The sequence below is a fragment of the Glycomyces algeriensis genome (assembly GCF_027622855.1).
Taxonomy (GTDB): Bacteria; Actinomycetota; Actinomycetes; order Mycobacteriales; family Micromonosporaceae; genus Glycomyces; species Glycomyces algeriensis.
In genome coordinates this window covers 137,228-160,226 of record NZ_JAPZVR010000008.1, presented here as the reverse complement: position 1 = coordinate 160,226, position 22,999 = coordinate 137,228, and the positions used below count along the sequence as shown (strand labels likewise).

The window sequence follows — 22,999 nt, the reverse complement described above, 5'->3', positions numbered from 1 at the left end:
GCGTGACCTCACCGCTGCGAACATTCGGACCGCTCGACCACAGCCGCACCGGGTGGGCCTCGGCCGCGCTCGCGATCGGGAGGCCGGCCGCCGAGCTGGCCGCCGCCGGGCCCGACGCCACACCCGTCACCATGTCGAACCACTCGCACGCCGAGGACTGGTTCGAACTCCTGACCCGCCCTCTCTGGGGCCTGGCCGCCGCCAAGGACGCCGTCCCCGACGACCTGTGGGCCTCCCTCGCCGCCACCCTCGCCCGGGCCGTCGACCCCGAGGACCCCTGGTACGTGGGCGACGCCGCGAACGGCGGCCAGCGCATCGTCGAGGCCGCCGCGGTCGGCTGGGCCTTCGCCCTCGCCCCCGAGAAACTCTGGGACCCCTTGGACCCCAAAGCGAAGGACAAGCTCGCGGCCTGGCTCCAAGGCGCCTACAACGGCCCGGTGGCCGACATGAACTGGCACTACTTCCCGGTGTTCGCCGGCCACGGCCTCAAGCGGCTCGGCATCGCCCACGACCCGGCCGTCGCGAACGGCCACCTCGAGCGCATGGGCGACTTCGCGCTCGGCGACGCCGTCTTCGAGGACGGCCCGGGCGGGCGCGTGGACTACTACAACCCGTTCGCGTTCCACACGTACGCGCTGCTGCACTACAAGCTCGCCGGCGACGACCGGTACGTGGCGAACGCTTCGGCGTTCGCCCGCAAGTTCCGGTCATGGTTCAGTGCGGACGGCGCGGCCGTCCCCTACGGGCGCAGCCTGGGCTACCGGTTCGCGCAGGGCTGCCTGTGGGGCGCGCTGGCCGCCGCGGATGTGGAGGCGGTGCCGTGGGCCGAGGCCGCGGGGTTCAGCCGCCGCCATCTCGAGTGGTGGTGGGACAAGCCGATCCTCGACCCGGAGGGGCGGCTCACGGTGGGCTACGCCTACCCGAACAACGCGGTCGCGGAGCAGTACCTGACCGCGGGTTCCCCGTGGTGGGCGACGAAGATCTTCGCGGGGCTCCTGGCCCCGGCCGACCATCCGTTCTGGACGGTGGAGGCGGCGCTGCCGGGCCCGGTGGTCGAGCCGCACAAGGCGGCGCGGGCGGTGCACGTTCGCGACCGTGGCGGCCATGTGACGAGGTTGAACGGCCAGGCGTGGGTGCCGTGGGCGCGTACCGGTGAGGCCGCGTACGGGAAGCTCGCGTATTCGACGCTGGCGGGGTTCTCGCATGCCACGGGCGGTCCGGGACTGGAGTCGGCCGTGCCGGACGGGGCGCTGCTGTTGTCCGAGGACGGCCGGCATTGGCGCGGCCGGGAGGACTCCGACGAGGGGTCGATCGATGAGAAGGGCGTGCTCACGGTGAACTGGCAGCCGTGGGAGGACGTGACCATCACGACCTCGCTGGAGGCGGCGGTCGACGGGTGGCATGCGCGCGTGCACGTGATCGAGACCGAGCGGGTGCTGCACACGGCGGAGGGCGGCTGGTGCGTTCCCAAGGCCGGTCACGTCTCGGAGGTCGACGACTCGCATGTGGTGGTGGCGAGCGCGGGTCTGCGTTCGGAGTTGATCGACAGCACGGGGGAGCGGAAGGCCGCGCTCATCGAGCCGATGCCGGGCACGCACTTGTACTGGCCCGCAACGGTGTTGCCGGTGCTCAGGGGCGTCCTCGAACCGGGCAAGCATGTGCTGAAATCTCTGATATATATCGGAACCGAGGCTTAACGCCTCTCTCCTAGAAACAGACAGAAAGACTCAAACGTGCGCGGCTTCGCCGCGCTCTCACCAGAAGAACGACTGCGAGCCCGGTCACGATCGCGATCCGGGTGTCACAAACGGCGGCCCTGTTCGGCTCTTGGAATGCGACAGGCTGAAAACGCTGAGGAGGGCCGCCGTGAACGCAGTACCCGATCCACCGGCCGCGGTGTTCAATGAGCACCGCGAGCTGCTGTTCGGCATCGTCTACGGGATGCTGGGCACCGTCGCCGACACCGAGGACGTGCTCCAGGACGTCTGGCTGGCGTGGGAGCGCCGTTCGCACGGCGCGCCGATCGAGCATGCCCGCGCGTACCTGGTGCGGGTGGGTATCAACGCCGCGATCGGGCGCCAGGAGGCGGTGAAGCGCCGCCGCGAGACCTATATCGGGCCGTGGCTGCCCGAGCCGGTGCTCACCGAGGCGGCGCCCGACGCCGCCGAGCCGGCGCTGCTGACCGAGTCGGTCTCCTTGGCGCTCATGGTGGTCCTCGAATCGCTGACCCCGGCCGAGCGGGCGGTGTTCGTGCTCGCCGACGTGTTCGGGTACGCGCACGGGGAGGTCGCGGTGCTGCTGGGGCGCTCACCGGCGTCGGTGCGGCAGACCGCGCACCGTGCCCGGTCGCATGTGCAGGCGCGGCGCCCGAAGTTCGCGGTGGACCCGGCGGTGCACCGGCAGGTCACCGAGCGGTTCATGGCCGCCGTCTCCGGAGGGGACATCGACGGCCTGCTCGGCCTCATGGCGCCCGATGTGGTGCTCACCTGCGACGGCGGGGGCCTGGGTCCCGCGGCCGGGCCGCGGCCGATGCGCGACGCCGAGCGGATCGCGGCGCTGCTGGTCAGCCGCCGGTTCCGCCGCCATGAAGGGCTCGAAGTCGCGTTCCGGCCCGTGAACGGCTCGCCTGCGGCGCTGATGTGGCGCGAGGGCCGGGTCGTCGGCGTCCTCATGCTCGACCTGACCCCGGAACTCGACCGGGTCGCCGCGGTCTACGCGGTCACGAACCCACAGAAGCTCACCACGCTGCACTGACGCTCAGTGCCCTCCATGCCGTGCCGGTCCGCCGGCAGCGGTGCTCCACCACTGTGCGCCGATGCGGCGCGAATCCGAGGCATCCAATGAAGCACACCGCCATCGCAGCGACGGGCGGGGACGGCCGCGCCGTACTCGCCCAGGCGCTCGAAGCCGGCCACGACGTGGCCGCCGTCGCCCGCGCGATGCTCACCGCGATCGAGGACCGGAGCGCCTCGCACACCTACCTCACCACCGCTTACTGACAACAAGGAGACACCTCATGTCCACGCTCTATCTCGTCCTCGCGATCACGTTCGGCGTCCTCAACCTCGGTTCGGGGATCGGCGCAATGGTCCGCCTCAAGGTCATCCTGCCGCTCATGGACGGCGCGAACGTGCCGCAGTCGTTGCTGGTCTTCCCGATCGGCGTCCTCAAGGTCGCCGGCGGTCTCGGCCTCCTGCTCGGCCTGGCGTTCCCGATCGTCGGCCTCGCGGCGGCGGCCGGCCTGGTCCTGTTCTGGACCTGCGCGGTCCACACGCATGTGCTGGCGGACTTCTGGCCGAAGGAGACCGTCGGGACGTTCCTGTTCCTGGCCTCCTCCATCGTGCTGCTGGCGCTCGGCCTGACCGTGTGAGCGCGAGCGTTCACCGCCAGGCGGGGCGGGGTTCTCGCGGCAGTCTTGAACATTTCGCCTGAATCGGGCAATCTGAGGGCGCCACCACCGAACAACCGAGTCCCTCTCGGCCGCAAGCCCTCTGGAGCCGCATGCACCTCCCTCCCCGCCTGGCACTGCTCACCGCGGTGACCTCGCTCGCCGCCCTCACCCTCGCCGCCGCGCCCGAACCGGTCGCGGCGCAGGAGGCCGCGCAGGGCGGCGAGCTCTCCGTCCTCTCCTACAACATCGCGGGCCTGCCGCTCGGGCTCGGCGACGGCGATCCCGAGACCAACACACCGATCATCGGCTCCCGCCTGGGCGCCTACGACATCGTGCAGGTCCAGGAGGACTTCAACTACCATGCGGCGCTGTACGCGGCGGACGACCATCCTCACCGGACTTCCACGAGCGGCGGCGTGCCCTTCGGCGACGGCCTCAACACCTTGTCGGACCTGCCGTTCGAGGACTTCGAGCGCGTCAAGTGGAGCCAGTGCTCCTCCGGTTCGGGCGACTGCCTGACGCCCAAGGGCTTCACGTTCATGCGCGCCCGCCTCGCCGAAGGCGTGTGGGTCGACCTGTACAACCTGCACACCGACGCCGGGAGCGAACCGGCCGACATCGCCGCCCGTGAAGCCAACCTCGCGCAGGTCGCGGCGTACATGGCCTCGCACTCGGCCGGGAACGCCGCGATCGTGTACGGCGACACCAACACCCGCTACACGCGCGGCGACGGCGTCGCCGAGTTCGCGGCGGCCGGCGGCCTCACCGACGCCTGGGTCGAGCTCGTCCGCGGCGGCGACGCCCCGAACGAGGGCGACGAGGCGCTCGTCTGCGACGACGCCCACGTCGATGCGGCCTGCGAGGTCGTCGACAAGGTCCTCTACCGCTCTGGCGACCACGTCACCCTCGACGCGAACCGGTACCGCAACGACCACGCCGCGTTCAGGGACGCGAACGGCGGCAACCTCTCCGACCACTACCCGATCAGTGTGGACTTCTCCTGGTCCACGGGCGGCGACCTCGCCCTCAGCGACCAGTTCGGCGGCCCGCACGGCGATGTCTTCACCGATGTGGACGACCTCGACGCGGGCGACGCGGCCCGCGTGCTGCGCCTGCGCGCGGGGGAGCGAGTCGACCGGATCGGCGCGACCCTGACCGACGGCACCGTCCTCGACCACGGCGGCAGCGGAGGCACGCTCAAGGAGCTGACGCTGGCGGCGGGCGAGTACGCGACCGCCCTCCGCGTCTGCCGGGCCGAGCACAGCGGCCACACCCGGATCTTCTACGCCCGCTTCACGACCAGCACCGGCCGGACGCTCGAGGGCGGCACGGTCACGGGCGACTGCACGACGTTCACGGCCCCGGCCGGCTGGCAGATCGCCGGGTTCCACGGCCGCGCCGGTGCGGCGCTGGACAAATTGGGCGTCGTCTTCACCCGCCGGTGAGCGGTGTTCAGTAGCGGTCCGAGAAGACAGGTGCGGCATATCCGAGCGGAGCGCTGAACACGGTGAGGATGACGAACCAGCCGAGGTAGCCGGGGTCGGCAGCGTGCAGCAGGAAGCCGACGAGGATGACGGCCGCGGCGCAGGCCAGTGCAAGCAGGCCGAGGAGGATGCCGCCGAGGACGGTGATCGGGGAGGTCGCGTGGAGGCAGAGAGCGCCCGCGATTCCTGCGAGGAGCATCGAGCCGCCGATGGCGGGGATGCCCCAGAGCGGGTTGTCGAAGGTGCGCTCGGACCAGGCGATCACGCCGTCCCAGCTGAAGCCCGTTCCCGTGTCCGAGGGCTCCGGTTCGGTGTCGCCGGTGCCGCTCGTGGCGGCGGCCTCTTGCGGGGTGTCCTCGGATTCGGCGGTCTCGACGGCCTCGGTGGTCGGCGCGGCGCTCGGGGCGAGCGTCCAGCCCTGCTGCTCGAGCCACTGCTGGCCGCCGAACAGGGCGAAGATGGTCGCGATGCCGGAGAGGAGCGCGACGGTCCAGGCGAGGCCCTTCACGAACGTGGACAAGGGTGCTGAACCTCCAAAGGCGCGGCGCACGGTGCCGGGCGGGGCGACCGGCGTGCGGGCGGGCACGACCGGTGCTGATCCTATTGGCTCTGCGCTACTGGCGCAGTACCGCGCGGGCGTTCAGGAACCGGCGCCCATCGCCAGGCAGCGGCGCACCTCCCACATGCGGTAGGCGATGTGGTCGGCCGTGTCGACCTCGGGGCTGCCGTTGCTGTGCACCAGGCCCGCGGCCCACAGGCATTGGGCGGCATGGCGGGCGGCCATGAGCAGCGGGAAGTGCGCCTCATGTTCGGCCGGCAGATCCCGCACGGAGCGGTAGCCCTCGAGGAGGGCGGCGCGGAGGCGCCTGAAGTGGGGGTAGTCGCTGAGGTTGCCCAAGACCGGGCTGAGGTCGGCGAGGTAGTGGCCCCGGCCGCTCTCGTCGAAGTCGATCACACCGATACTCCAGCCCTGCGGTGTGCGCACGGGGTGGCAGTTGCCGAGGATGAAGTCGTGGTGGACGATCCCGTGCACGTCGGCGCCGGTGCCGAGGCGGTCGAAGAGTGCGGCGGTCCGGTCGGCGACGGTGTCGAAGACCGAGCGGTCTGCCGGGCTCAGCAGATCGCGGAAAGGGCCGGGCCGGTAGGGCGAGGCTTCGGTGAAGAGCGCTTCGGCGTTCCAGGTCGGCAGGTTGAAGTTCGCGGACGCGGTGAACGACTCGGCGGCCTGGTGTAGCAGTCCCAGGGCGCGGCCGATGGCGCGCACGCCGCTGGGGCCGAGGCCGGTTCCCGGGCGCAGGACGCGGCCGTCGACCCAGGTCAGCAGGTCGCAATGGAACGTCGGCGAGTCGGGCGGGGTGACGGCGACCGTCAGCGCTCCGTCCTTGGTCCGCAACGGTTTCGGCACGCGGACACCGGCAGCGGCCAGGTCTCCATAGACGGCCGCGAGGAAGGCGAGTTCGGACCGGGTGTGCTCGGGGAGGCGGTACCGGGGCCGGTGGACACGCAGGACGAAACGGTGGTCGTCCTCGGTGGTCACCGCGTACACCGCGTTGTTGAGCAGGCGGATCGGCTCCACAGTGAGCGGTGCGGGCAGGCCATATGCGTGGAGGGCGGTCTCGGCCGCGGTGAGCGCCGCGTCGGCGTAGGCGGTGGGCGGCAAGCGGGCTCCTTCGGTGGTGCACCGGTCGGTGCGAGGGGTGCGGCCATCACAGCAGACTCGCCGCCAGCGCGCAATCGGGTATCGCGGGGTGGAATGCGGTTGTGCTGCAGGCGCAACCGGGGTGCGGGGGTGGTGCGTGGAATACTCGTACGCGAAAGCAGTGGGCCCGTGTGTTCGGCGGGATTCGACAAGAACGCGGAAGGACCGGGCGATGCAGCGACAGACCACGGATGAGCGGTTCCAGAAGGTCGACAATTACCGCAGCGAGGACGGTCTCGCGGTCCGGCAAGGGCTCTATGCCTATAAGACTCCTGACTACGACCTTCCCGGGGTTGTGGTCTCGCGTGTCTCGGGGGAGCCGGGGCGGGTGCTCGATGTCGGTTGCGGCAATGGCCGTTATACGGCTCGTCTTCGTGAGGCGTTCCCTGGTGCGGAGGTGATCGGGGTCGATTTGGCCTCGGGCATCCTCGAGACGGTGCCGGAGCCGACGGTGGTCGCGGATGTCGCGGAGCTGCCGTTCGCTGATGGTTCGGCGGATGTGGTGCTGGCGATGCACATGCTGTACCACGTGCCTGACATTGCGGCGGCGCTCGATGAGTTGCAGCGGGTGCTCGCTCCGGGTGGGACCTTGTTCGTCTCGACGCTCGCGTCGGACGACAAGCTCGAGTACGAGCCGCTTTGGCGGGAGGCGGCGAAGGCGGTGCTCGGTACCGATCTGCGTTTGGCGCGTTCGGTGCTCGTCGATCGGTTCTCGTTGGAGATCGCCCAGGCGATGGTGTCGGAGCGGTTCGCTTCGGTTGTGCTGCATGATCTGCCGGGGGTGATCGAGTTGCCGGAGCCGGGGCCGTTGATGGCTGCGTTCCGGTCTGAGGAGGATTTCTTCGCATTGTCGTCAGGGGAGTTCGGGCGGCTGATGGAGGAGATCGAGCGGCGGTTGGAGGCGTATTTCGCGGGCGGTGAGGTGCTGCGGATCACGAGTCACGCCGGCATCCTCGAGTGCCGGGAGGTGAAGCGCTAGCTGGGGATGTGTGTGGCGGGGGGCCGGGAGCCGCTGGGTTCTCGGCCTCTTGGTGTGTGACGGTTCCGACAGATCGTTGGTGGGACTAACGAATATGATATCGTTAGTTTCATGAACGTTAGTTGTTCAAATGAACATCGCGACCCCTGGAGACCGCCATGAGCACCACCGAGATCACGCCCTTCCGCATCGACGTCCCGCAGGCCGACCTCGACGACCTCAACGACCGGCTGGCCCGCACGCGCTGGCCGAACGAGGTCGACGGTGCCGGGTCCGACTACGGGTTCCCGCTCGCGCGGCTGAAGTCGCTCGCCGAGTACTGGCGCACCGGCTACAGCTGGCGCGAGCAGGAGGCGAGCCTCAACGAGCTGCCGCACTTCACCACCGAGATCGAGGGCCAGAACATCCACTTCGTCCACGTCAGGTCCGCGAACCCGGACGCGGTGGCGCTGGTCCTCACGCACGGGTGGCCCGGTTCGTTCCTGGAGTTCCTGGACGTGATCGAGCCGCTCTCGCGCGACTTCCACCTGGTGATCCCTTCGATGCCCGGCTACGGGTTCTCCGGGCCGACCAGCGAGGGCGGGTGGGGCGTGCCGCGCGTCGCGCGGGCGTGGGCCGAGCTCATGCGCCGCCTCGGGTACGAACGGTATGGGGCGCAGGGCGGCGACTTCGGTGCGGGCGTCTCCACCGCGCTCGGCGCTCTCGCGCCGGAGCACGTGATCGGCGTGCACGTGAACTACCTGCCGACGCGCCCGGACCCGGACGCCGGATTGGAACTGTCCGCATCGGACGAGGCGCGGCTCGACACGGTCCGGGCCCTCATGGCGAACCGGCCGCCGTACCAGGCGCTGCAGGCCTTGACGCCGCAGACGATCGGGTACGCGCTCACCGATTCGCCGGTGGGTCAGCTCGCGTGGATCGCCGAGCGGTTCGCGCAGTGGACGGACCCGGCGACGCCGGTGAGCGACGACCGGATGCTCACCGACATCTCGCTGTACTGGCTGACGGCGACGGCGGCCTCTTCGGCGCGGCTGCACCGCGACACGCAGCGCGGCGCGCCGGGCGAGCCGTGCCGGGTGCCGCTGGGGGTGGCGGTGTTCGCGCACGACATCACGCTCTCGGTGCGGCCCTTGGCCGAGCGGTTGTTCGACGTGCGGCACTGGTCGGAGTTCGAGCGCGGCGGCCACTTCGCGGCGATGGAGGTCCCGGAGCTGCTCGCCGCCGATGTGCGGGAGTTCTTCCTGGCCCGCCTCAAGGAAGCGGCCTAGGGGTTCAGTCGAGCCGGTCGGCGACCGCCCGGAAGTCCAGTGGTTCGAGGCGCTCAGGCGGTTTCGAGCAGTCGCTCGGCGTTGGCGAGTTTCTCCAGGCCCCAGTGCTGGCCGAACTCGAGGACCCACAGGCCCGTGGCGACGCGCTCGAGGAACCCCCACTCCCAGACCGCCTGCCGGTCGACGCCTGTCGCTGCGGCGAGTTGTGAGCAGAGGTGCCGGGTGAAGGCGAGCGGGTCGGGGGCCGCGGCGATCTCGGCGTCCCAGTCCCGCAGGACCACGCCGAGGTCGTAGGCCGGTTCGATGGCGCCGCCGTCGGGGTCGATGAACGCGTACCCGGATTCGGCCCCGGTGCGGGGCTGTTCGACCTGCAGGGCGTTGCCTGCGTGCGGATCGCCGTGGGCGTAGACGCAGCGGTCGGGGTCGTGCGCCGCGGCGCGGCGGTCGGCGTATCGCAGTGCGAGGTCGACGACCGCGGCGGAGCAGGGCTTGCCGAAGGTCCGCCAGTTCCGTTCGGTCATCGCGGCGAGGTCGTTCGCCTTGCGTTCGCCGAACCAGAGGGTGGCCTCGTCGATCGGCACGGTCCAGGCCTGGGTGAGGAGTGCGGTGAGGACGGCGATGCGCCGTTCGGGGGCGGGTTCGAGGTCGTCGAGGGTGGGGCCGAGGGCTTCGAGGAGTAGTGCCTGGTCGTCGTGGTCGGCGGCGTAGACCTGGGCGTAGCCGTGTCCGCGGGCGCGTTCGAGGACGTCGATCTGGCTGCGCCGGTATTCGAGGGGGAGGTTGAGTTTGAAGACGGCCGGGGTGCCGTCGTGGCGTTGGGCGCGGGCCACGTAACCCTCGCCGGCGCCGGGAAACGGGTCGGCGACGGTGATCGCCCAGCGCTGCTCGTAGGTGTCGACGAGGGCGGGGAGGTCGTTGAGCCAGCGGCGGCCGGTCTCGCCGCTGTGCTCGGCGCGGCTGCGGGTGGCGGGGGAGACGTTGACGGGGTGGGTCGGCATCGGTTGATCCTGGACACTCCAGGTCGGAGTGTCAACTGGTTAGCGCCGGGGAAGCGTGCGGGCCGCCGGGTTTCCCCGGCGGCCCGTTCGTGGTGCGTGGTTATCCGGCGATCCAGACGCTCAGGGGTTCGAAGCCGCCGAGGTCGGCGATGGAGCTGGAGCCGGGGACCTGGTAGGGGCCGCCGACGCAGTCGTCGTTGGCGAAGAGCGCGGCGGACTGGGTGTGGGTGTTGATGGCGGAGTTGACGCGGCCGGCCCAGCCGTGGTCGACGAGGCTGACGCAGGTGCCGGGTTCCACGAGCGAGCTGACGTTGAAGCGTGCGCCGGTGAAGTCGGTGCCTTCATAGAGGCAGAGGGCTTCGGTGAGGTTGCAGGTGTCGCCGGCGGCGGTGGCTTCGGGGGCGGCCGCTGCGGGGGTGGCGGTGGCGAGGAGCGCGGTGGCGGTGAGGGCGAGGAGGAGTGCGGGGGTTCGCTTGCGGGGCTTGGCGTCGGCGGTGCGGTTGCGCATGCGGTGGTGCTCCCTTGTTCGCGAGTTGCTTTGGGATTCAACCATATCGATCTTTGGGAGCGGTGTCACCGCGTTGGGGCGCATCGTTTTCACGCGGTGCGCGGACCAGCGGCCTCGCTTTCGCGCTCGGTGACCGTGCGGGCTTTTTTACGCGCCCGCAACGGGAGTTCATACCGCCGTTCTTGACGTGCACGGCGGTGAAACATCGCGACCCTAGCTTGGACCCATAGCGGATACGACGCTGTATACGCACCTGTACACCGCCGCTGCCTGCGGCGACACCCCTTGCAGGCCCGGTCCCCATCGAACCGGGACGCCCACCCCGCGAAAGGTCGACCACCGCATGCCACAGCGATTCACGTTCCACCCCCGAGACCTCACCCGCTCCCTCGCCGCCACCGCGGCCGTGACCGCGCTCGCCCTCACCTCGGCGTGCGGCTCGCGCGCCGGGGAGGAGACCGCCGCGGCCGAGTCGTGCGTGGACACCTCCGGCGACACCGTCAAGGTCGGCGCCCTCAACTCCTTGTCCGGCACCATGTCCATCTCCGAGACCACGGTCCGCGACGCCATCTACCTCGCCGTCGACGAGATCAACGCCGCCGGCGGCGTCCAGGGCAAGCAGATCGAGATCGTCGCCGAAGACGGGGCCTCCGAGCCCACCGTGTTCGCAGAGAAGGCCGAGAAGCTCATCCGCGAAGACTGCGTCGCCGCCGTCTTCGGCGGCTGGACCTCCGCCTCCCGCAAGGCCATGCTCCCGGTCTTCGAGGACAACGACTCGCTCCTGTACTACCCCGTCCAGTACGAGGGCCTCGAAGCGTCCGAGAACATCTTCTACACCGGCGCGACCACGAACCAGCAGATCATCCCCGCCCTCGACTACCTCGCCGAGACCGGCGTCAAGTCCCTCTACCTGGTCGGCTCCGACTACGTCTTCCCCCGCACGGCCAACGCGATCATCAACGCCTACGCCGCCGACAAGGGCATCGAGATCGTCGGCGAGGACTACGCCCAGCTCGGCTCCGTCGAGTTCTCCACCATCGTGAACCAGGTCAGCGCCTCCGGCGCCGACGCCGTGTTCAACACCCTCAACGGCGACTCCAACGTCGCGTTCTTCCGCGAGTACGCGAACGTCGGCCTCACCGCCGAGCAGATGCCCGTCATGAGCGTCTCCATCGCCGAAGAAGAGGTCGGCGGCATCGGCATCGAGAACATCGAAGGCCAGCTCGCGGCCTGGAACTACTACCAGACCATCGAATCCCCGGCCAACACGACCTTCGTGGACGCGTTCAAAGCCGAGTACGGCGCCGACCGCGTCACCTCCGACCCCATGGAAGCCGCCTACAACTCCGTGTACCTGTGGGCCGCGACCGCCGAGAAGGCCGGATCCTTCGACGTCGCCGACATCCAGGCCAGCGCGGACGGGGTCTCGTTCGAGAGTCCTGAGGGGACTGTGGTGATCGACGGGGAGAACCACCACGTGACGAAGACGGCGCGGATCGGGGAGATCCGGGCTGACGGTCTGCTGTACACGGTGTGGGAGTCGGCGGGCGCGATCGAGCCGGATCCGTTCCTGGAGGGCTACGAGTGGGCTGCTGACCTGCAGGTGTCCGAGTAGTGGTGCGGGCGGTCGGGAGGGAGGTGCTGTGGATCTTCTGGTAGGGCAGTTGTTCACCGGGTTGAGTACCGGTTCGATCCTGCTGCTGGCGGCGTTGGGTTTGTCGCTCACGTTCGGTCAGATGGGCGTGATCAACATGGCGCACGGCGAGTTCATCATGGCGGGCTGTTATACGGCGTACGTGACGCAGCAGGTCGTGGGGGATGCCGGGGTGTCCCTCCTGATCGCCCTGCCCGTGGGTTTCCTGGTCGGCGGGGCCATGGGCCTGGTGCTGGAGTGGTTGCTGGTTCGGCACTTGTATCAGCGGCCGTTGGACACGCTGCTGGTGACGTTCGGGGTGGGTCTGGTGCTGCAGCAGGTGGCGCGGGATGTGTTCGGTGCGCCGGCGGTGAATGTGACGGTGCCGGAGTTCCTGCGCGGTGGTGTGGATCTGTTGGGGACGGCGGTGCCGAAGACGCGGTTGTTCATTCTGGCGCTGGCGGTCGTGGCGGTGACGGTGGTGGCGTTGGTGCTGCGGTTCACGGCGGCGGGTCGGCGGATTCGGGCGGTGGTGGGGAACCGGGACCTGGCTGAGACGGCGGGGATCTCGTCGCGTGCGGTTGATGCGGGGACGTTCTTCATCGGGTCGGGTCTGGCCGGTGTGGCCGGGGTGGCGTTGACGTTGATCGGGTCGACGAGTCCGACGACGGGGCAGTCGTATCTGGTGGACGCGTTCCTGGTGGTGGTCGCGGGCGGTATGGGGCGGATCAAGGGCGCCGTGGTCGCTGCGGTGGCGCTGGGGACGTTCCAGGCGGTGTTCGAGACGTATTCGACGGCGTCGCTGGCGAAGGTGGGCGTGTTCGTGGTCATCGTGGTGTTCTTGCAGCTGCGCCCGCAGGGGTTGTTCACGCTGCGGACGAGGAGTCTGGCATGAGCAGGTTCTTTGCGACGCGTGCGGGTGTCTGGTCGGGGTTCGGTGCTGCGGCGCTGGTCCTGTTCGGTGCGGCGCCGCTGCTGCTGTCGGGGTTCCGGTTGGGGTTGCTGGCGCAGTTCCTGTGCTATGCGATCGTGGCGGTCGGGATCGGGTTGGCGTGGGGGCGCGGCGGGATGCTGACCTTGGGTCAGGGCGTGTTCTTCGGTATGGGCGCGTATCTGATGGCGATGCACATGAAGATGGCGGACGCCGAGTTCCGGAACGGTCACGGCGCGGTCCCCGATTTCATGGAGCTGGCCGGGATCCGGGAGCTGCCGGCGTACTGGGTGCCGTTCGCGTCGCCGGTGTTCACGATCGCGATGATCCTGGTGCTGCCGACCGGGTTCGCGGTGCTGCTGGGGTTCGCGGTGTTCAAGCGGCGGGTCAAGGGCGCGTATTTCGCGATCCTGTCCCAGGCGCTGGCGGGGGCGTTCGCGATCCTCCTCATCGGGCAGCAGTCGATGGGCGGGTTCAACGGGCTGTCGCGGTTCCGGTACTTCTTCGGGTACAACCTGGACGATGCGGTGAACCAGCAGATGCTGTACTTCATCGCCGCCGGGGTGCTCCTGGTCGTCGTCGCGGTCGCGCTGCAGCTGCGGCGCTCGCGGTACGGGGAGCTCCTCGTCGCGGTGCGGGACGCCGAGGAGCGGGTGCGGTTCCTGGGGTACGACGCGGCGAACATCAAAGTGGTCGCCTATGCGGCCGCGGCCCTGTTCGCGGCGGTGGCGGGGGCGATCTTCGTGCCGGTGGTGGGGATCATCTCGCCGGCGAGCATCGGGATCGTGCCGTCCATCATGTTCATCCTCGGCGTGGCGATCGGCGGGCGGGCGAGCCTGGTCGGGCCCGTCGTGGGGGCGCTGGCGGTGGCGTGGGCGCAGACCGCGCTGTCGGAGCAGTTCCCTTCGGCGTGGACGTACGCGCAGGGGCTGCTGTTCATCGTCGTCATCGCGTTGCTGCCGGGCGGGATCGCCTCGGTCGCGGCGCTCACCAAGAGGTTCCAAGCCAAGTCCGCGACTGTGGAGGCCGCCGCATGACCACCGCGCTCACCTGCACGAACATCCATGTCGACTTCGACGGTTTCAAGGCCGTCAACGGTGTCGACCTGACGTTGGACCGGGGCGAGGTGCATTTCCTCATCGGCCCGAACGGGGCGGGGAAGACCACGCTCGTCGACGCCGTCACCGGGCTGGCGAAGTACTCGGGTTCGGTCGTCAAGGACGGCGTCGAGCTGCGGGGCAAGAAGGTGCACCACATCGCGCGGCGCGGGATCGGGCGGACGTTCCAGACCGCCACGGTGTTCGAGCAGCTCACCGTCGCGCAGAACCTCGACATCGCCGCCGGTGCGGGGCGGTCGCCGTGGAGCCTGCTGCGGCGGCGCACGGTGCTGCCGGACAACGTGGTCGCGGTCCTGGAGCAGATCGGCTTGGCCGGGCAGGCCCAGACGCCGGCGGGGATCCTCGCCCACGGCCAGAAGCAGTGGCTGGAGATCGGGATGCTCCTGGTGGGTGACGCGGACGTGCTGCTCCTGGACGAGCCGATCGCCGGGATGGGGCATGAGGAGCGGGACACGACCGGGCGGCTCCTGCACGAGATCGCCGAGACCCGCGCGGTCGCGGTGGTGGAGCACGACATGGACTTCATGCGGGCCTTCGCGTCCCGCGTCACCGTGCTCCACGCGGGTGCGGTGCTCGCCTCCGGTTCGGTGGACGAGGTCTCGAACGATCCGCGCGTCCAGGAGGTCTACCTGGGCGCCTCCCACGAGCAGGAGGCCATTGATGCTGCGACTGCGTAACCTCACCTGCGGGTACGGGCGCACCCCCGTCGTCCACGGCGTCGACCTCGAGGTCGGGGCGGACGAGGTGGTGGCCGTGATGGGCCACAACGGGGCCGGGAAGACCACGCTGCTGCGCGCGGTCGTCGGGCTCATCCCCGTCATGTCCGGCTCGATCGAGCTCGACGGCGAGGCCGTCAACCGCAGGCCCGCCAACAAGCGCGTGAAAGCCGGCATGGCGTACGTTCCCCAAGGGCAGCAGTGCTTCGCGCACCTGACCGCGGGGGAGAACCTGCGGCTGGTCGCCGACGGCCGCAAGAGCGGCAAGGCCCTCATCGACGCCCAACTCGACCTGTTCCCCGCCCTGCGCCCCCTCCTGGGCCGCCAGGCCGGCCTCCTCTCCGGCGGCCAGCGCCAGCAGCTGGCGATCGCGCGGGCGTTGATCACGGAGCCGCGGCTGCTGATCCTGGACGAGCCGACGGAGGGGATCCAGCCGAACGTGGTGGCCGAGATCGAGTCGACCATTGTGGATTTGGCGGGTCGGGGCGGGTTGTCGGTGCTGCTGGTTGAGCAGCATCTGGGGTTCGCGTTGCAGGCGGCGTCGCGGTTCGCGGTGCTGCGGTCGGGGCGGGTCGCGTCCACTGGTGGGACCGGTGCGGGTGCGGTGGAGCGGGTGCGGGAGGCGATGGCGATATGAGTGGTTTCACGGTGCTGCCCGATGTGGAGGGTCCGTTGGCGGGGCGCGTGTACGTGGCGTTGCGTGCGGATCTGATGGCGGGGCGGTACGAGCCGGGGAAGCGGCTCGGTGAGGAGCGGCTGGCCGGGAATTACGGGGTGTCGCGCACGCCGGTGCGGGAGGCGTTGAGCCGCCTGGCGGCGGACGGGCTGGTGTCGCGTGAGGTGGACGGGCTGTATCCGTACCGGCCGCGAATCGATCAGCTCAACGACCTGTACGAGGTGCGGTTGACCCTCGAATTGCGGGGGTTGGCGCGGGCGGCGGCGGATCCGGAGGTCCGGCACGACGCGGACGTGCTGGGGCCGGAGCTGGAGCGGTGGTACCGGTTGCGGGACGCGCCGCCGGGGCCGGACGCGGGGTTCGTGGAGTCCGATGAGCGCTACCACTTGACGCTGCTGGCGGCGTCGGGGAATCCGCAGTTGGCGGAGTCGCTGCAGTTGGTGAACAACCGGATCCGGCCGGCGCGGATGTTCGACTACTTCACGGCCGAGCGGATGGCCGACACGATCGCCGAGCACATCGCGATCGCCGAGGGCGCGCTGGAGGGCCGGTACGAGGAGGCGACGCAGATCCTCACCCGGCATATCGAGACGTCGCGGCAGATCGTGGTCGGCCGGGCCGAGGCCGCGTTGACCTGGGCGCATCTGGCGAACGCCGTCCGCCCCTAACCCCCCTTTTCTTGAGAGTGAGACCTGTCGTGTTCGACCGCATCCTCATCGCCAACCGCGGCGAGATCTCCCGGCGCATCACCCGCACCGCCCACCGGCTGGGCGTGCGTACGGTCGCCGTCTACTCCGAGGCCGACGCCGCTTCACTGCATGTGCGGGAGGCGGACGAGGCGGTGTGCGTGGGGCCGGCCGCGCCGGCCGAGTCGTATCTGAACGTGGACGCGATCCTGTCCGCGGCGAAGGACACCGGTGCGCAGGCGGTGCATCCGGGGTACGGGTTCCTGGCGGAGAACGCCGCGTTCGCGCGGCGCTGCGCTGAGGCCGGGCTCGTGTTCATCGGCCCGACACCGGGGCAGTTGGAGCTGTTCGGGGACAAGGTGACCGCCCGCGGGGCGGCCACGGCGGCGGGGGTGCCGTTGGCGGCGGGCACGGCCGCGCTCCCCACCGTGGAGGACGCGCTGAATGCTGCGGTGGGGGTCGGGTTTCCGGTGATCGTGAAGGCCGCCGCCGGGGGCGGTGGGATCGGCATGCGTGTCGCCGAGGACGCGGCGGCGCTGGCGGACGTGTTCGCCACGGTCAAGCGCCTGGCGTTGGACAACTTCGGGGACGACGCGGTGTACCTGGAGCGGTATGTGCGCCGGGCCCGGCATGTGGAGGTGCAGGTCTTCGGTGACGGCGAAGGGCGGGTCGTGAGTCTGTCCGATCGCGACTGCAGCCTGCAGCGGCGCCACCAGAAGGTCATCGAGGAGGCCCCCGCCCCGGGCCTGCCCGAAGCAGTCCGCGAGCAGATGCACGCCGCGGCCAGGGCGCTGGCGGCGTCGGCGGCCTACCAGTCCGCGGGCACCGTGGAGTTCATCTACGACACCGAACGCGAGGAGGCGTCGTTCCTGGAGTTCAACACGCGCCTGCAGGTCGAGCACCCGGTGACCGAGCAGATCCTCGGCATCGACCTCGTCGAATGGATGATCCGCGCCGCCGCCGGCGACACCGATTTCCTCACCGGCCTGCCCGACTCGGGGCCGCCCGCGTCCGGCGCGGCCGTCGAAGCGCGCGTCTACGCCGAGGACCCCGCCCGCGACCACCTCCCCTCCGCAGGACTCCTCACCTGCGTCGACTTCCCCGGGAACGCCCGCGTCGACACGTGGATCGAACGGGGCCTGGACGTCCCGGCCACCTACGACCCGATGCTCGCCAAGATCATCACCACCGGCGACACCCGCGAGCGCGCTTGGGCCGCACTCGCCGACGCGCTCGCGGCGACCCGGATCGAAGGCGTCCACACCAACCTCGGGCAGCTCCGCGCCGCCGCCACCGACGACCGCATCAAAGCCGTACTGCACGACACCGGGACCGTCGCGTCGATCCGCGACACCTCCCCGCGCATCGACGTCCTCCAAGCCGGGGTCCTCACCACCGTCCAGGACTGGCCCGGCCGCATCGGCCACTGGCAGGTCGGCGTCCCCCCGTCGGGGCCCATGGACGACTACTCGTTCCGGCTCGGCAACCGCGCCCTCGGCAACCCCGAAGGCGACCCCGGCCTCGAATGCACCATCACCGGCCCCACCCTGCGGTTCTCCACGGCCGCAACGGTGTGCGTCACCGGCGCACCCGCACCGGTCACCCTCGACGGCGCCCCCGCACCGCAATGGGAGCCGATCAGCGTCCCCGCCGGGGGCGTCCTCGCGGTCGGCGCCATCGCCGACGCCGGCGCCCGCACCTACGTCCTCTTCCAAGGCGGTCTCGACGTCCCCACGTTCCTCGGCTCCGCCGCGACCTTCCCGCCCGGCCGCATCGGCGGCTACACCGGCGACCAGCTCCGCGCAGGCGACCGCCTCCTCCCCGCCAGCGCCGCCGGACGCCGCGCCGCACCCGTGCCCGTGTCGGAGCGTCCCGCGTTCGGGCACGCCTGGGACCTCGCGGTCACGCCCGGGCCGCAGCCGGCCCCGCACTACTTCACGACCAGTGACATGGAGCGGATCTACGCCGCGGACTGGAGCGTCCAGGTCCATGCCGGACGGTCCGGCGTGCGCTTGGACGGTCCGCGCCCCGAATGGGCGCGCACGGACGGCGGCGAAGCCGGGCTGCACCCCTCCAACCTGCACGACAACCCGTACTCGGTCGGGACGGTGAACTTCACCGGCGACACGCCCGCGCTTCTGGGCCCGGACGGGCCGAGCCTGGGCGGGTTCGCGTGCCCGTTCACCGTGACCACGTCGGACCGGTGGAAGCTCGGGCAGCTGCGCCCCGGCGACACCGTCCGCTTCGTGCCCGTCGCCGAGGCCGAGGCCGACCGGTTGCGCGCGAACCCGGTCGCCGCGCCCGTGCCGCTCATCGGCGCCGCCGGCGACGACGCGACCCTGGCGGCCATCGCGCCCGACGGCGACCGGCCGGCGGTGGCGTACCGGCGGGCCGGGGACGACGCGGTCCTCCTCGAGTACGGGCCCATGCACCTGGACCTGGGGTTGCGCATGCGCGTGGGTGCACTCATGGACGCGCTCGGGGCGGCGGCCCCGGCCGGGCTCATCGACACCACGCCCGGCGTCCGCTCCCTCCACCTGCACGTCGACCCCGACGTGCTCCCCATCCGGGCCCTCACCGGGCTCCTGGTCGAGCTCGAGCAGGACCTGCCCGACATCAACGACATGACCGTGCCCTCCCGTGAAGTGCGGCTGCCGATCTCCTGGAACGACGCGGTCGTCGACGAGGCCATCGCCCGCTACGCCACGAACGTCCGCGACGACGCCCTGTTCAACCCCTCCAACATCGAGTTCATCCGCCGCATCAACGGCCTCGCGTCCATTGAGGACGTCGCGGGCATCGCGACCAGCGCCGAATGGCTCGTCCTCGGCCTGGGCGACGTCTACCTCGGTGCGCCCGCGGCCGTCCCCGTGGACCCCCGGCACCGGCTCGTCACCACCAAGTACAACCCCGCCCGGACCTGGACCGCCGAAGGCACCGTGGGCATCGGCGGGTCGTACATGTGCATCTACGGCATGGACTCCCCGGGCGGGTACCAGCTCGTGGGCCGGACCGCGCCGATCTGGGCGGGCCTGCGCGACCTCGCGTCCTTCCACGACGGCCTGCCGTGGCTGCTGCGGTTCTTCGACCGCGTCGTCTTCGAACGCGTCACCGAGGAGGAGCTCGCCGAGACGCGCCGGGAGCTCGCCGCCGGGCGCGCCCGCATCGACATCCGCCCCGGCACCTTCGCCTACGCGGACTACCGGCGGCTCCTCGCCGACAACGCCGCCGAGATCGGCGTGTTCCAGGCCCGGCAGGCCGCCGCGTTCGACGCCGAACGGCAGCGGTGGGCCGACGCCGGCGAGTTCGACCGCGACCACCACGAGGCCGCACCCGCCACCGGGACCGTCATCGACCTCGCCCCGGGTGAGACCCTCGTCGAAGCGCCGATGGCCGCCAGCGTGTGGCGCGTCACCATCGCCGCCGGGGACGCGGTCAGCGCCGGTGACACCGTCGTCGTCCTCGAAGCGATGAAACTGGAGATGCCCGTGACCGCACCCGTCACCGGCACCGTCACCCGCGTCCTCGCCCGGCCCGGGGAGCAGGCCGGACCCGGCACGCCGCTGCTCGTCATCAGTGCGCCGTAGCCGCCCGCCGACAATCAGATAGGGGAAACCGTGAACACCAGTGCCGTGCACCGCGTCCGCGCCGCCATCGCCCGCCTCGCCCGGGCCGACCGGCCCGAAGCGTGGATCACGCTGCGCGGCGAGGACGACCTCCTCGCCGAAGCCGCCCGCATCGACACCGCCCTCGCCGCCGGCCAGGTGCTGCCGCTGGCCGGGACCGTGTTCGCCGCCAAGGACAACATCGACGTCGCCGGCCTGCCCACCACCGCCGCCGCGCCCTCGTTCGCGTACACCCCGGAACGGGACGCGACCGCCGTCGCCCGGCTGCGCGCGGCCGGGGCGATCTGCCTGGGCAAGACCAACCTCGACCAGTTCGCGACCGGCCTGGTCGGCACCCGCAGCCCCTACGGGGCCGTCCGGTCCGCCGCCGACCCCGACCTGATCTCCGGCGGATCCTCCTCAGGATCCGCCGTCGTCGTGGCGCTCGGTATCGCGGACTTCGCGCTCGGCACCGACACCGCCGGGTCCGGGCGCGTCCCCGCGGCGCTGAACGGCCTCATCGGCATCAAGGCGACGCTCGGTCTCGTCCCCGTCGACGGGGTCGTCCCCGCCTGCGCCTCCTACGACTGCCTCACCGTGTTCGCCCCCGGCCTCGACCTCGCCGTCACCGCGATGCGGACCATGGCCGGACCCAGCCCCGCCGACCCCGCCTCCCGTCCCTGGCCCGCCGACGCGCCCCTCGCCGCACCCCCCGCACCGCGCATCGCCGTCCCCCGACCCGAAGCCCTGCACGCCCTCGACCCCGCGTTCGCGCCCTTGTGGACGGCCGCGGTCGACCGGTGCCGGGATGCCGGCGCCACCGTCGAACCGATCGACGTGCAGCCGCTGCTGGACGCCGCGCTCCTGCTCTACGAAGGCGCGCTCGTCGCCGAACGGTTCGCGGCCTTCGGGACGCACCTCGACGCCGACGACACCGACCCCACCGTCGCCGCGATCGTCCGCGCAGCGGTCAAGTTCTCCGGCGCCGACCTCGCCGCCGACCAGCAGCGGCTCCGCGCCGTCCGCCGCGACGCCGCAGCGCTCCTGGCCGGATTCGACGCACTGCTCCTGCCGACCGCGCCCCTGCACCCCCGGCTCGCCGAGGTCGCGGCCGACCCGATCGGCGTCAACGCCCGCATGGGCACCTACACGAACTTCGTGAACCTCCTCGACATGGCCGCCGTCGCCCTCCCCGCCGGCACCGTCGGCTCGAAAGGGTTCGGCGTCAGCCTCATCGTCCCCGCCTTCGCCGACCAGGTCGCCATCGACCTCACCGCCCGCCTCCAAGACACGGCGGCACCCCTGTTCGCCCCGACCGGGACCGACCTCGTCGTCTTCGGCGCCCACCTCACCGGCATGCCCCTCAACCACCAGCTCACCGACCTCGGCGCCCGCTACCAAGGGGAGGTCCGCACCGCCGGGGCCTACCGGATGTACGCCCTCGACACGGCCCCACCGAAACCCCTCGTCATCCGCGACGCCACCGGGGCGAGCCTGCCCGGTGAACGGTGGCGCCTCAGCCCGGCCGCACTCGGCCGGTTCCTCGCCGCACTCCCCGCACCCATGACCCTCGGCGCCGTCGAACTCGACGACGGCACCTGGGCCACCGGGTTCTGCGCCAATGCGGCCTCGGGCACCGACATCACCGCCGCCGGCGGCTGGCGCGCCCACCGGCAGTAGCGTTTTACGATGGGCCGCACCACCGACACCCGAGGAGCCCCATGCGATACGACCCCACCGCCGAAGCCCTGGCCCGCATCGAACGCAAACTCGACCTGGTCATGCAGCACCTGGGCCTCCACGACTACGCGCCCCCCGCCCCCGACCCCCTCACCGAGGTCCGCGCGCTCATCGGCCAGGGCAAGAAGATCCAGGCCATCAAGGTCTACCGCGAACTCACCGGCGTCGGCCTGAAAGAAGCCAAGGACGCCGTCGAAATGCTCGAAACACGGCGCTGACCGCCATGCGGCCCGGCAAACCGCCGGGCCGCACGATCTTTGGGGCACAACGGCATCGCAGGGGCTGTCGTACCCGCGTGGGACGATCACCCGATGGACTTCCCCGCTCTCCGAGCCCATCTCGTCGCCGAAGCCGCCCTCCTGCGGACCGCCGCCGCCGCGGCCGCGCCCGGCGCGAGGGTGCCCACCTGCCCGGCATGGACCGTCGCCGACCTGCTCGACCACGTCACCGACACCTACGACCACAAGATCCAGTCGATGCGGCTCCTCAAGGACCCGGGCGACGACTACCGCATCGACCGGCCCGGCACCCCCGCCGACCGGTTCGACGCCGCCCTCGCCGACCTGCTCGCCGAGTTCGACGACCGCGGCCCCGACAGCCTCGCCCACACCTGGTACGGCCCCGACCAGACCGTCGGGTTCTGGATCCGCCGCATGGCGCACGAGACCCTCGTCCACCGCGCCGACGCCGAACTCGCCGCCGGCACGCCCATCAGCCCCGTTGATGCGGCGCTGGCCGCCGACGGCATCGACGAGATGCTCACCGTGATGCTCGCCTGGGGCTCACGCGCCTACCGCGACCATGTCGCCGCACCCCTCGCCGGCAACGACGGCCTGGCCATCGCCCTCGACACCGGAGCACAGTCTTGGACCGCACGGGTCGAAGCGGGCACGGTCACCGTCGCCGACGGGACCGCGCCCGACGCGCCAGCGCACGTCCGCGCCGACGCGGGCACGATCATGCTGTGGATGTGGCGGCGCGTCCCCGTCGAGTCGCTCGCCGTGACCGGCGACTCGGCCCGCGCCGCGGCGTTCTACGACCTGCTCGAGGCCTTCGCGCAATAGCCGCGAACGGGTGGACATGACGGTCACTCGGGGGATTCGGGTAGGGTCGCGGCCATGAAACCCCCGCCGCAGCCGACGGTCCGCCGCGCCCTCATCGCCGCCGTCTGGCTCGCGTGCGTCGCCGCCGGCCTGCTCGCGGCCGTGTGGGCCGTCGGCTGGGCCGTCGAAGGCGGGCCCCAGCCCGGCATCGCCACCGTCGAGTCCGCGACGCACTTGACCTTCCCCGACGGCACCGAGGTCACCGACTCGGACCTGACCCAGATGGAGTCGCCGAACCCCGGCGACCGGGCCGAGGTCACCGTCGAGATCCCCTCCGACGCGTTCGACGACTTCATCGCCGACAACGCCATGGAGGCCCCGCTGCTGGCCGGGACCACCCCCAGCGGCACCACCACCGGGACCCTCCCGGCCGCCTGCAACGACGAGATCTGCTACGCCGCGAACATCATCGTCGAAGACGACGCCGTCACCGTCCAGCTCAACGTCACCCTCATCTAGGGCCC

At 71.0% G+C, this 22,999-nt stretch carries 22 protein-coding genes; 18 read left to right on the top strand and 4 right to left on the bottom strand.

Translation table 11 applies throughout. The features are described 5' to 3' along the window. Positions 1-2: 2 nt before the first annotated feature. The 5 genes from O2L52_RS16605 to O2L52_RS16585 all read left to right on the top strand — a co-directional run bounded on the left by O2L52_RS16605 (position 3) and on the right by O2L52_RS16585 (position 4,836). Positions 3-1,697: a DUF2264 domain-containing protein gene (locus O2L52_RS16605; RefSeq protein WP_270116861.1), complete on the top strand. Its 1,695-nt coding sequence runs from the start codon at positions 3-5 to the stop codon at positions 1,695-1,697. 169 nt (positions 1,698-1,866) lie between these two features. After that, positions 1,867-2,754 carry a sigma-70 family RNA polymerase sigma factor gene (locus tag O2L52_RS16600; RefSeq protein WP_270116860.1) on the top strand — a complete coding sequence of 296 codons (888 nt, stop codon included), beginning with the start codon at positions 1,867-1,869 and terminating at the stop codon, positions 2,752-2,754. A gap of 86 nt (positions 2,755-2,840) precedes the next feature. Beyond that, positions 2,841-2,999, top strand: a complete 159-nt coding sequence (locus tag O2L52_RS16595; RefSeq protein WP_270116859.1) for a hypothetical protein — start codon at positions 2,841-2,843, stop codon at positions 2,997-2,999. A 17-nt stretch (positions 3,000-3,016) separates the two neighbouring features. Further along, positions 3,017-3,370: a DoxX family protein gene (locus tag O2L52_RS16590; RefSeq protein ID WP_270116856.1), complete on the top strand. Its 354-nt coding sequence runs from the start codon at positions 3,017-3,019 to the stop codon at positions 3,368-3,370. 131 nt (positions 3,371-3,501) lie between these two features. Continuing rightward, positions 3,502-4,836 (top strand): jacalin-like lectin, encoded by a 1,335-nt coding sequence (locus O2L52_RS16585; protein WP_270116855.1) that lies wholly within the window; start codon positions 3,502-3,504, stop codon positions 4,834-4,836. Positions 4,837-4,843: 7 nt separating this feature from the next. Here the strand turns inward: O2L52_RS16585 and O2L52_RS16580 are convergent, their stop codons facing one another. After that, complete coding sequence (locus O2L52_RS16580; RefSeq protein ID WP_270116853.1) at positions 4,844-5,395, bottom strand: hypothetical protein; 552 nt, start codon at positions 5,393-5,395, stop codon at positions 4,844-4,846. A 120-nt stretch (positions 5,396-5,515) separates the two neighbouring features. Next, on the bottom strand, positions 5,516-6,535 hold the full coding sequence (locus O2L52_RS16575) for a phosphotransferase enzyme family protein (protein WP_270116852.1): 1,020 nt from the start codon (positions 6,533-6,535) through the stop codon (positions 5,516-5,518). Positions 6,536-6,746: 211 nt separating this feature from the next. On the opposite strand from O2L52_RS16575, the gene O2L52_RS16570 reads away from it, so the two are divergent. Further along, positions 6,747-7,553, top strand: a complete 807-nt coding sequence (locus O2L52_RS16570) for a class I SAM-dependent methyltransferase (protein WP_270116851.1) — start codon at positions 6,747-6,749, stop codon at positions 7,551-7,553. A 158-nt stretch (positions 7,554-7,711) separates the two neighbouring features. Then, positions 7,712-8,821, top strand: coding sequence for an epoxide hydrolase family protein (locus O2L52_RS16565; protein WP_270116850.1), 1,110 nt, complete (start codon positions 7,712-7,714; stop codon positions 8,819-8,821). Positions 8,822-8,874: 53 nt separating this feature from the next. Here O2L52_RS16565 and O2L52_RS16560 read toward each other — a convergent pair whose 3' ends face one another. Both O2L52_RS16560 and O2L52_RS16555 read right to left on the bottom strand, forming a co-directional pair. Next, complete coding sequence (locus O2L52_RS16560; protein WP_270116849.1) at positions 8,875-9,819, bottom strand: aminoglycoside phosphotransferase family protein; 945 nt, start codon at positions 9,817-9,819, stop codon at positions 8,875-8,877. Between the two features lie 100 nt (positions 9,820-9,919). Further along, on the bottom strand, positions 9,920-10,327 hold the full coding sequence (locus O2L52_RS16555) for a peptidase inhibitor family I36 protein (protein WP_270116848.1): 408 nt from the start codon (positions 10,325-10,327) through the stop codon (positions 9,920-9,922). 343 nt (positions 10,328-10,670) lie between these two features. Between O2L52_RS16555 and urtA the strand changes: the two genes are divergently transcribed. The 11 genes from urtA to O2L52_RS16500 all read left to right on the top strand — a co-directional run bounded on the left by urtA (position 10,671) and on the right by O2L52_RS16500 (position 22,994). Then, entirely contained in the window at positions 10,671-11,942 is a 1,272-nt protein-coding gene (gene urtA / locus O2L52_RS16550) for an urea ABC transporter substrate-binding protein (protein ID WP_270116847.1), read from the top strand. 28 nt (positions 11,943-11,970) lie between these two features. Next, entirely contained in the window at positions 11,971-12,855 is an 885-nt protein-coding gene (gene urtB / locus O2L52_RS16545; protein ID WP_270116846.1) for an urea ABC transporter permease subunit UrtB, read from the top strand. Next, positions 12,852-13,928 carry an urea ABC transporter permease subunit UrtC gene (urtC, locus tag O2L52_RS16540; RefSeq protein WP_270116844.1) on the top strand — a complete coding sequence of 359 codons (1,077 nt, stop codon included), beginning with the start codon at positions 12,852-12,854 and terminating at the stop codon, positions 13,926-13,928. Before urtB ends, urtC begins: the two co-directional genes overlap by 4 nt. Then, complete coding sequence (gene urtD, locus O2L52_RS16535) at positions 13,925-14,686, top strand: urea ABC transporter ATP-binding protein UrtD (RefSeq protein WP_270116843.1); 762 nt, start codon at positions 13,925-13,927, stop codon at positions 14,684-14,686. The genes urtC and urtD overlap by 4 nt, the downstream gene beginning before the upstream one ends. Next, positions 14,670-15,362 (top strand): urea ABC transporter ATP-binding subunit UrtE, encoded by a 693-nt coding sequence (urtE, locus tag O2L52_RS16530; protein WP_270116841.1) that lies wholly within the window; start codon positions 14,670-14,672, stop codon positions 15,360-15,362. Before urtD ends, urtE begins: the two co-directional genes overlap by 17 nt. After that, on the top strand, positions 15,359-16,069 hold the full coding sequence (locus O2L52_RS16525; RefSeq protein ID WP_270116839.1) for a GntR family transcriptional regulator: 711 nt from the start codon (positions 15,359-15,361) through the stop codon (positions 16,067-16,069). Before urtE ends, O2L52_RS16525 begins: the two co-directional genes overlap by 4 nt. Before the next feature lie 29 nt (positions 16,070-16,098). Next, complete coding sequence (gene uca, locus O2L52_RS16520; protein WP_270116838.1) at positions 16,099-19,674, top strand: urea carboxylase; 3,576 nt, start codon at positions 16,099-16,101, stop codon at positions 19,672-19,674. Between the two features lie 30 nt (positions 19,675-19,704). Beyond that, positions 19,705-21,372, top strand: coding sequence for an allophanate hydrolase (gene atzF, locus O2L52_RS16515; protein WP_270116837.1), 1,668 nt, complete (start codon positions 19,705-19,707; stop codon positions 21,370-21,372). 41 nt (positions 21,373-21,413) lie between these two features. Further along, a complete protein-coding gene (locus tag O2L52_RS16510) occupies positions 21,414-21,650 on the top strand; it encodes a ribosomal protein bL12 (protein WP_270116836.1) in 237 nt (78 codons plus the stop codon). A 93-nt stretch (positions 21,651-21,743) separates the two neighbouring features. Further along, the gene (locus tag O2L52_RS16505; protein ID WP_270116834.1) at positions 21,744-22,496 is read left to right on the top strand and encodes a maleylpyruvate isomerase family mycothiol-dependent enzyme; all 753 of its coding nucleotides are present in this window, start codon (positions 21,744-21,746) and stop codon (positions 22,494-22,496) included. 54 nt (positions 22,497-22,550) lie between these two features. Next, entirely contained in the window at positions 22,551-22,994 is a 444-nt protein-coding gene (locus tag O2L52_RS16500; RefSeq protein ID WP_270116833.1) for a hypothetical protein, read from the top strand. The last annotated feature ends 5 nt before the right edge of the window (positions 22,995-22,999 follow it).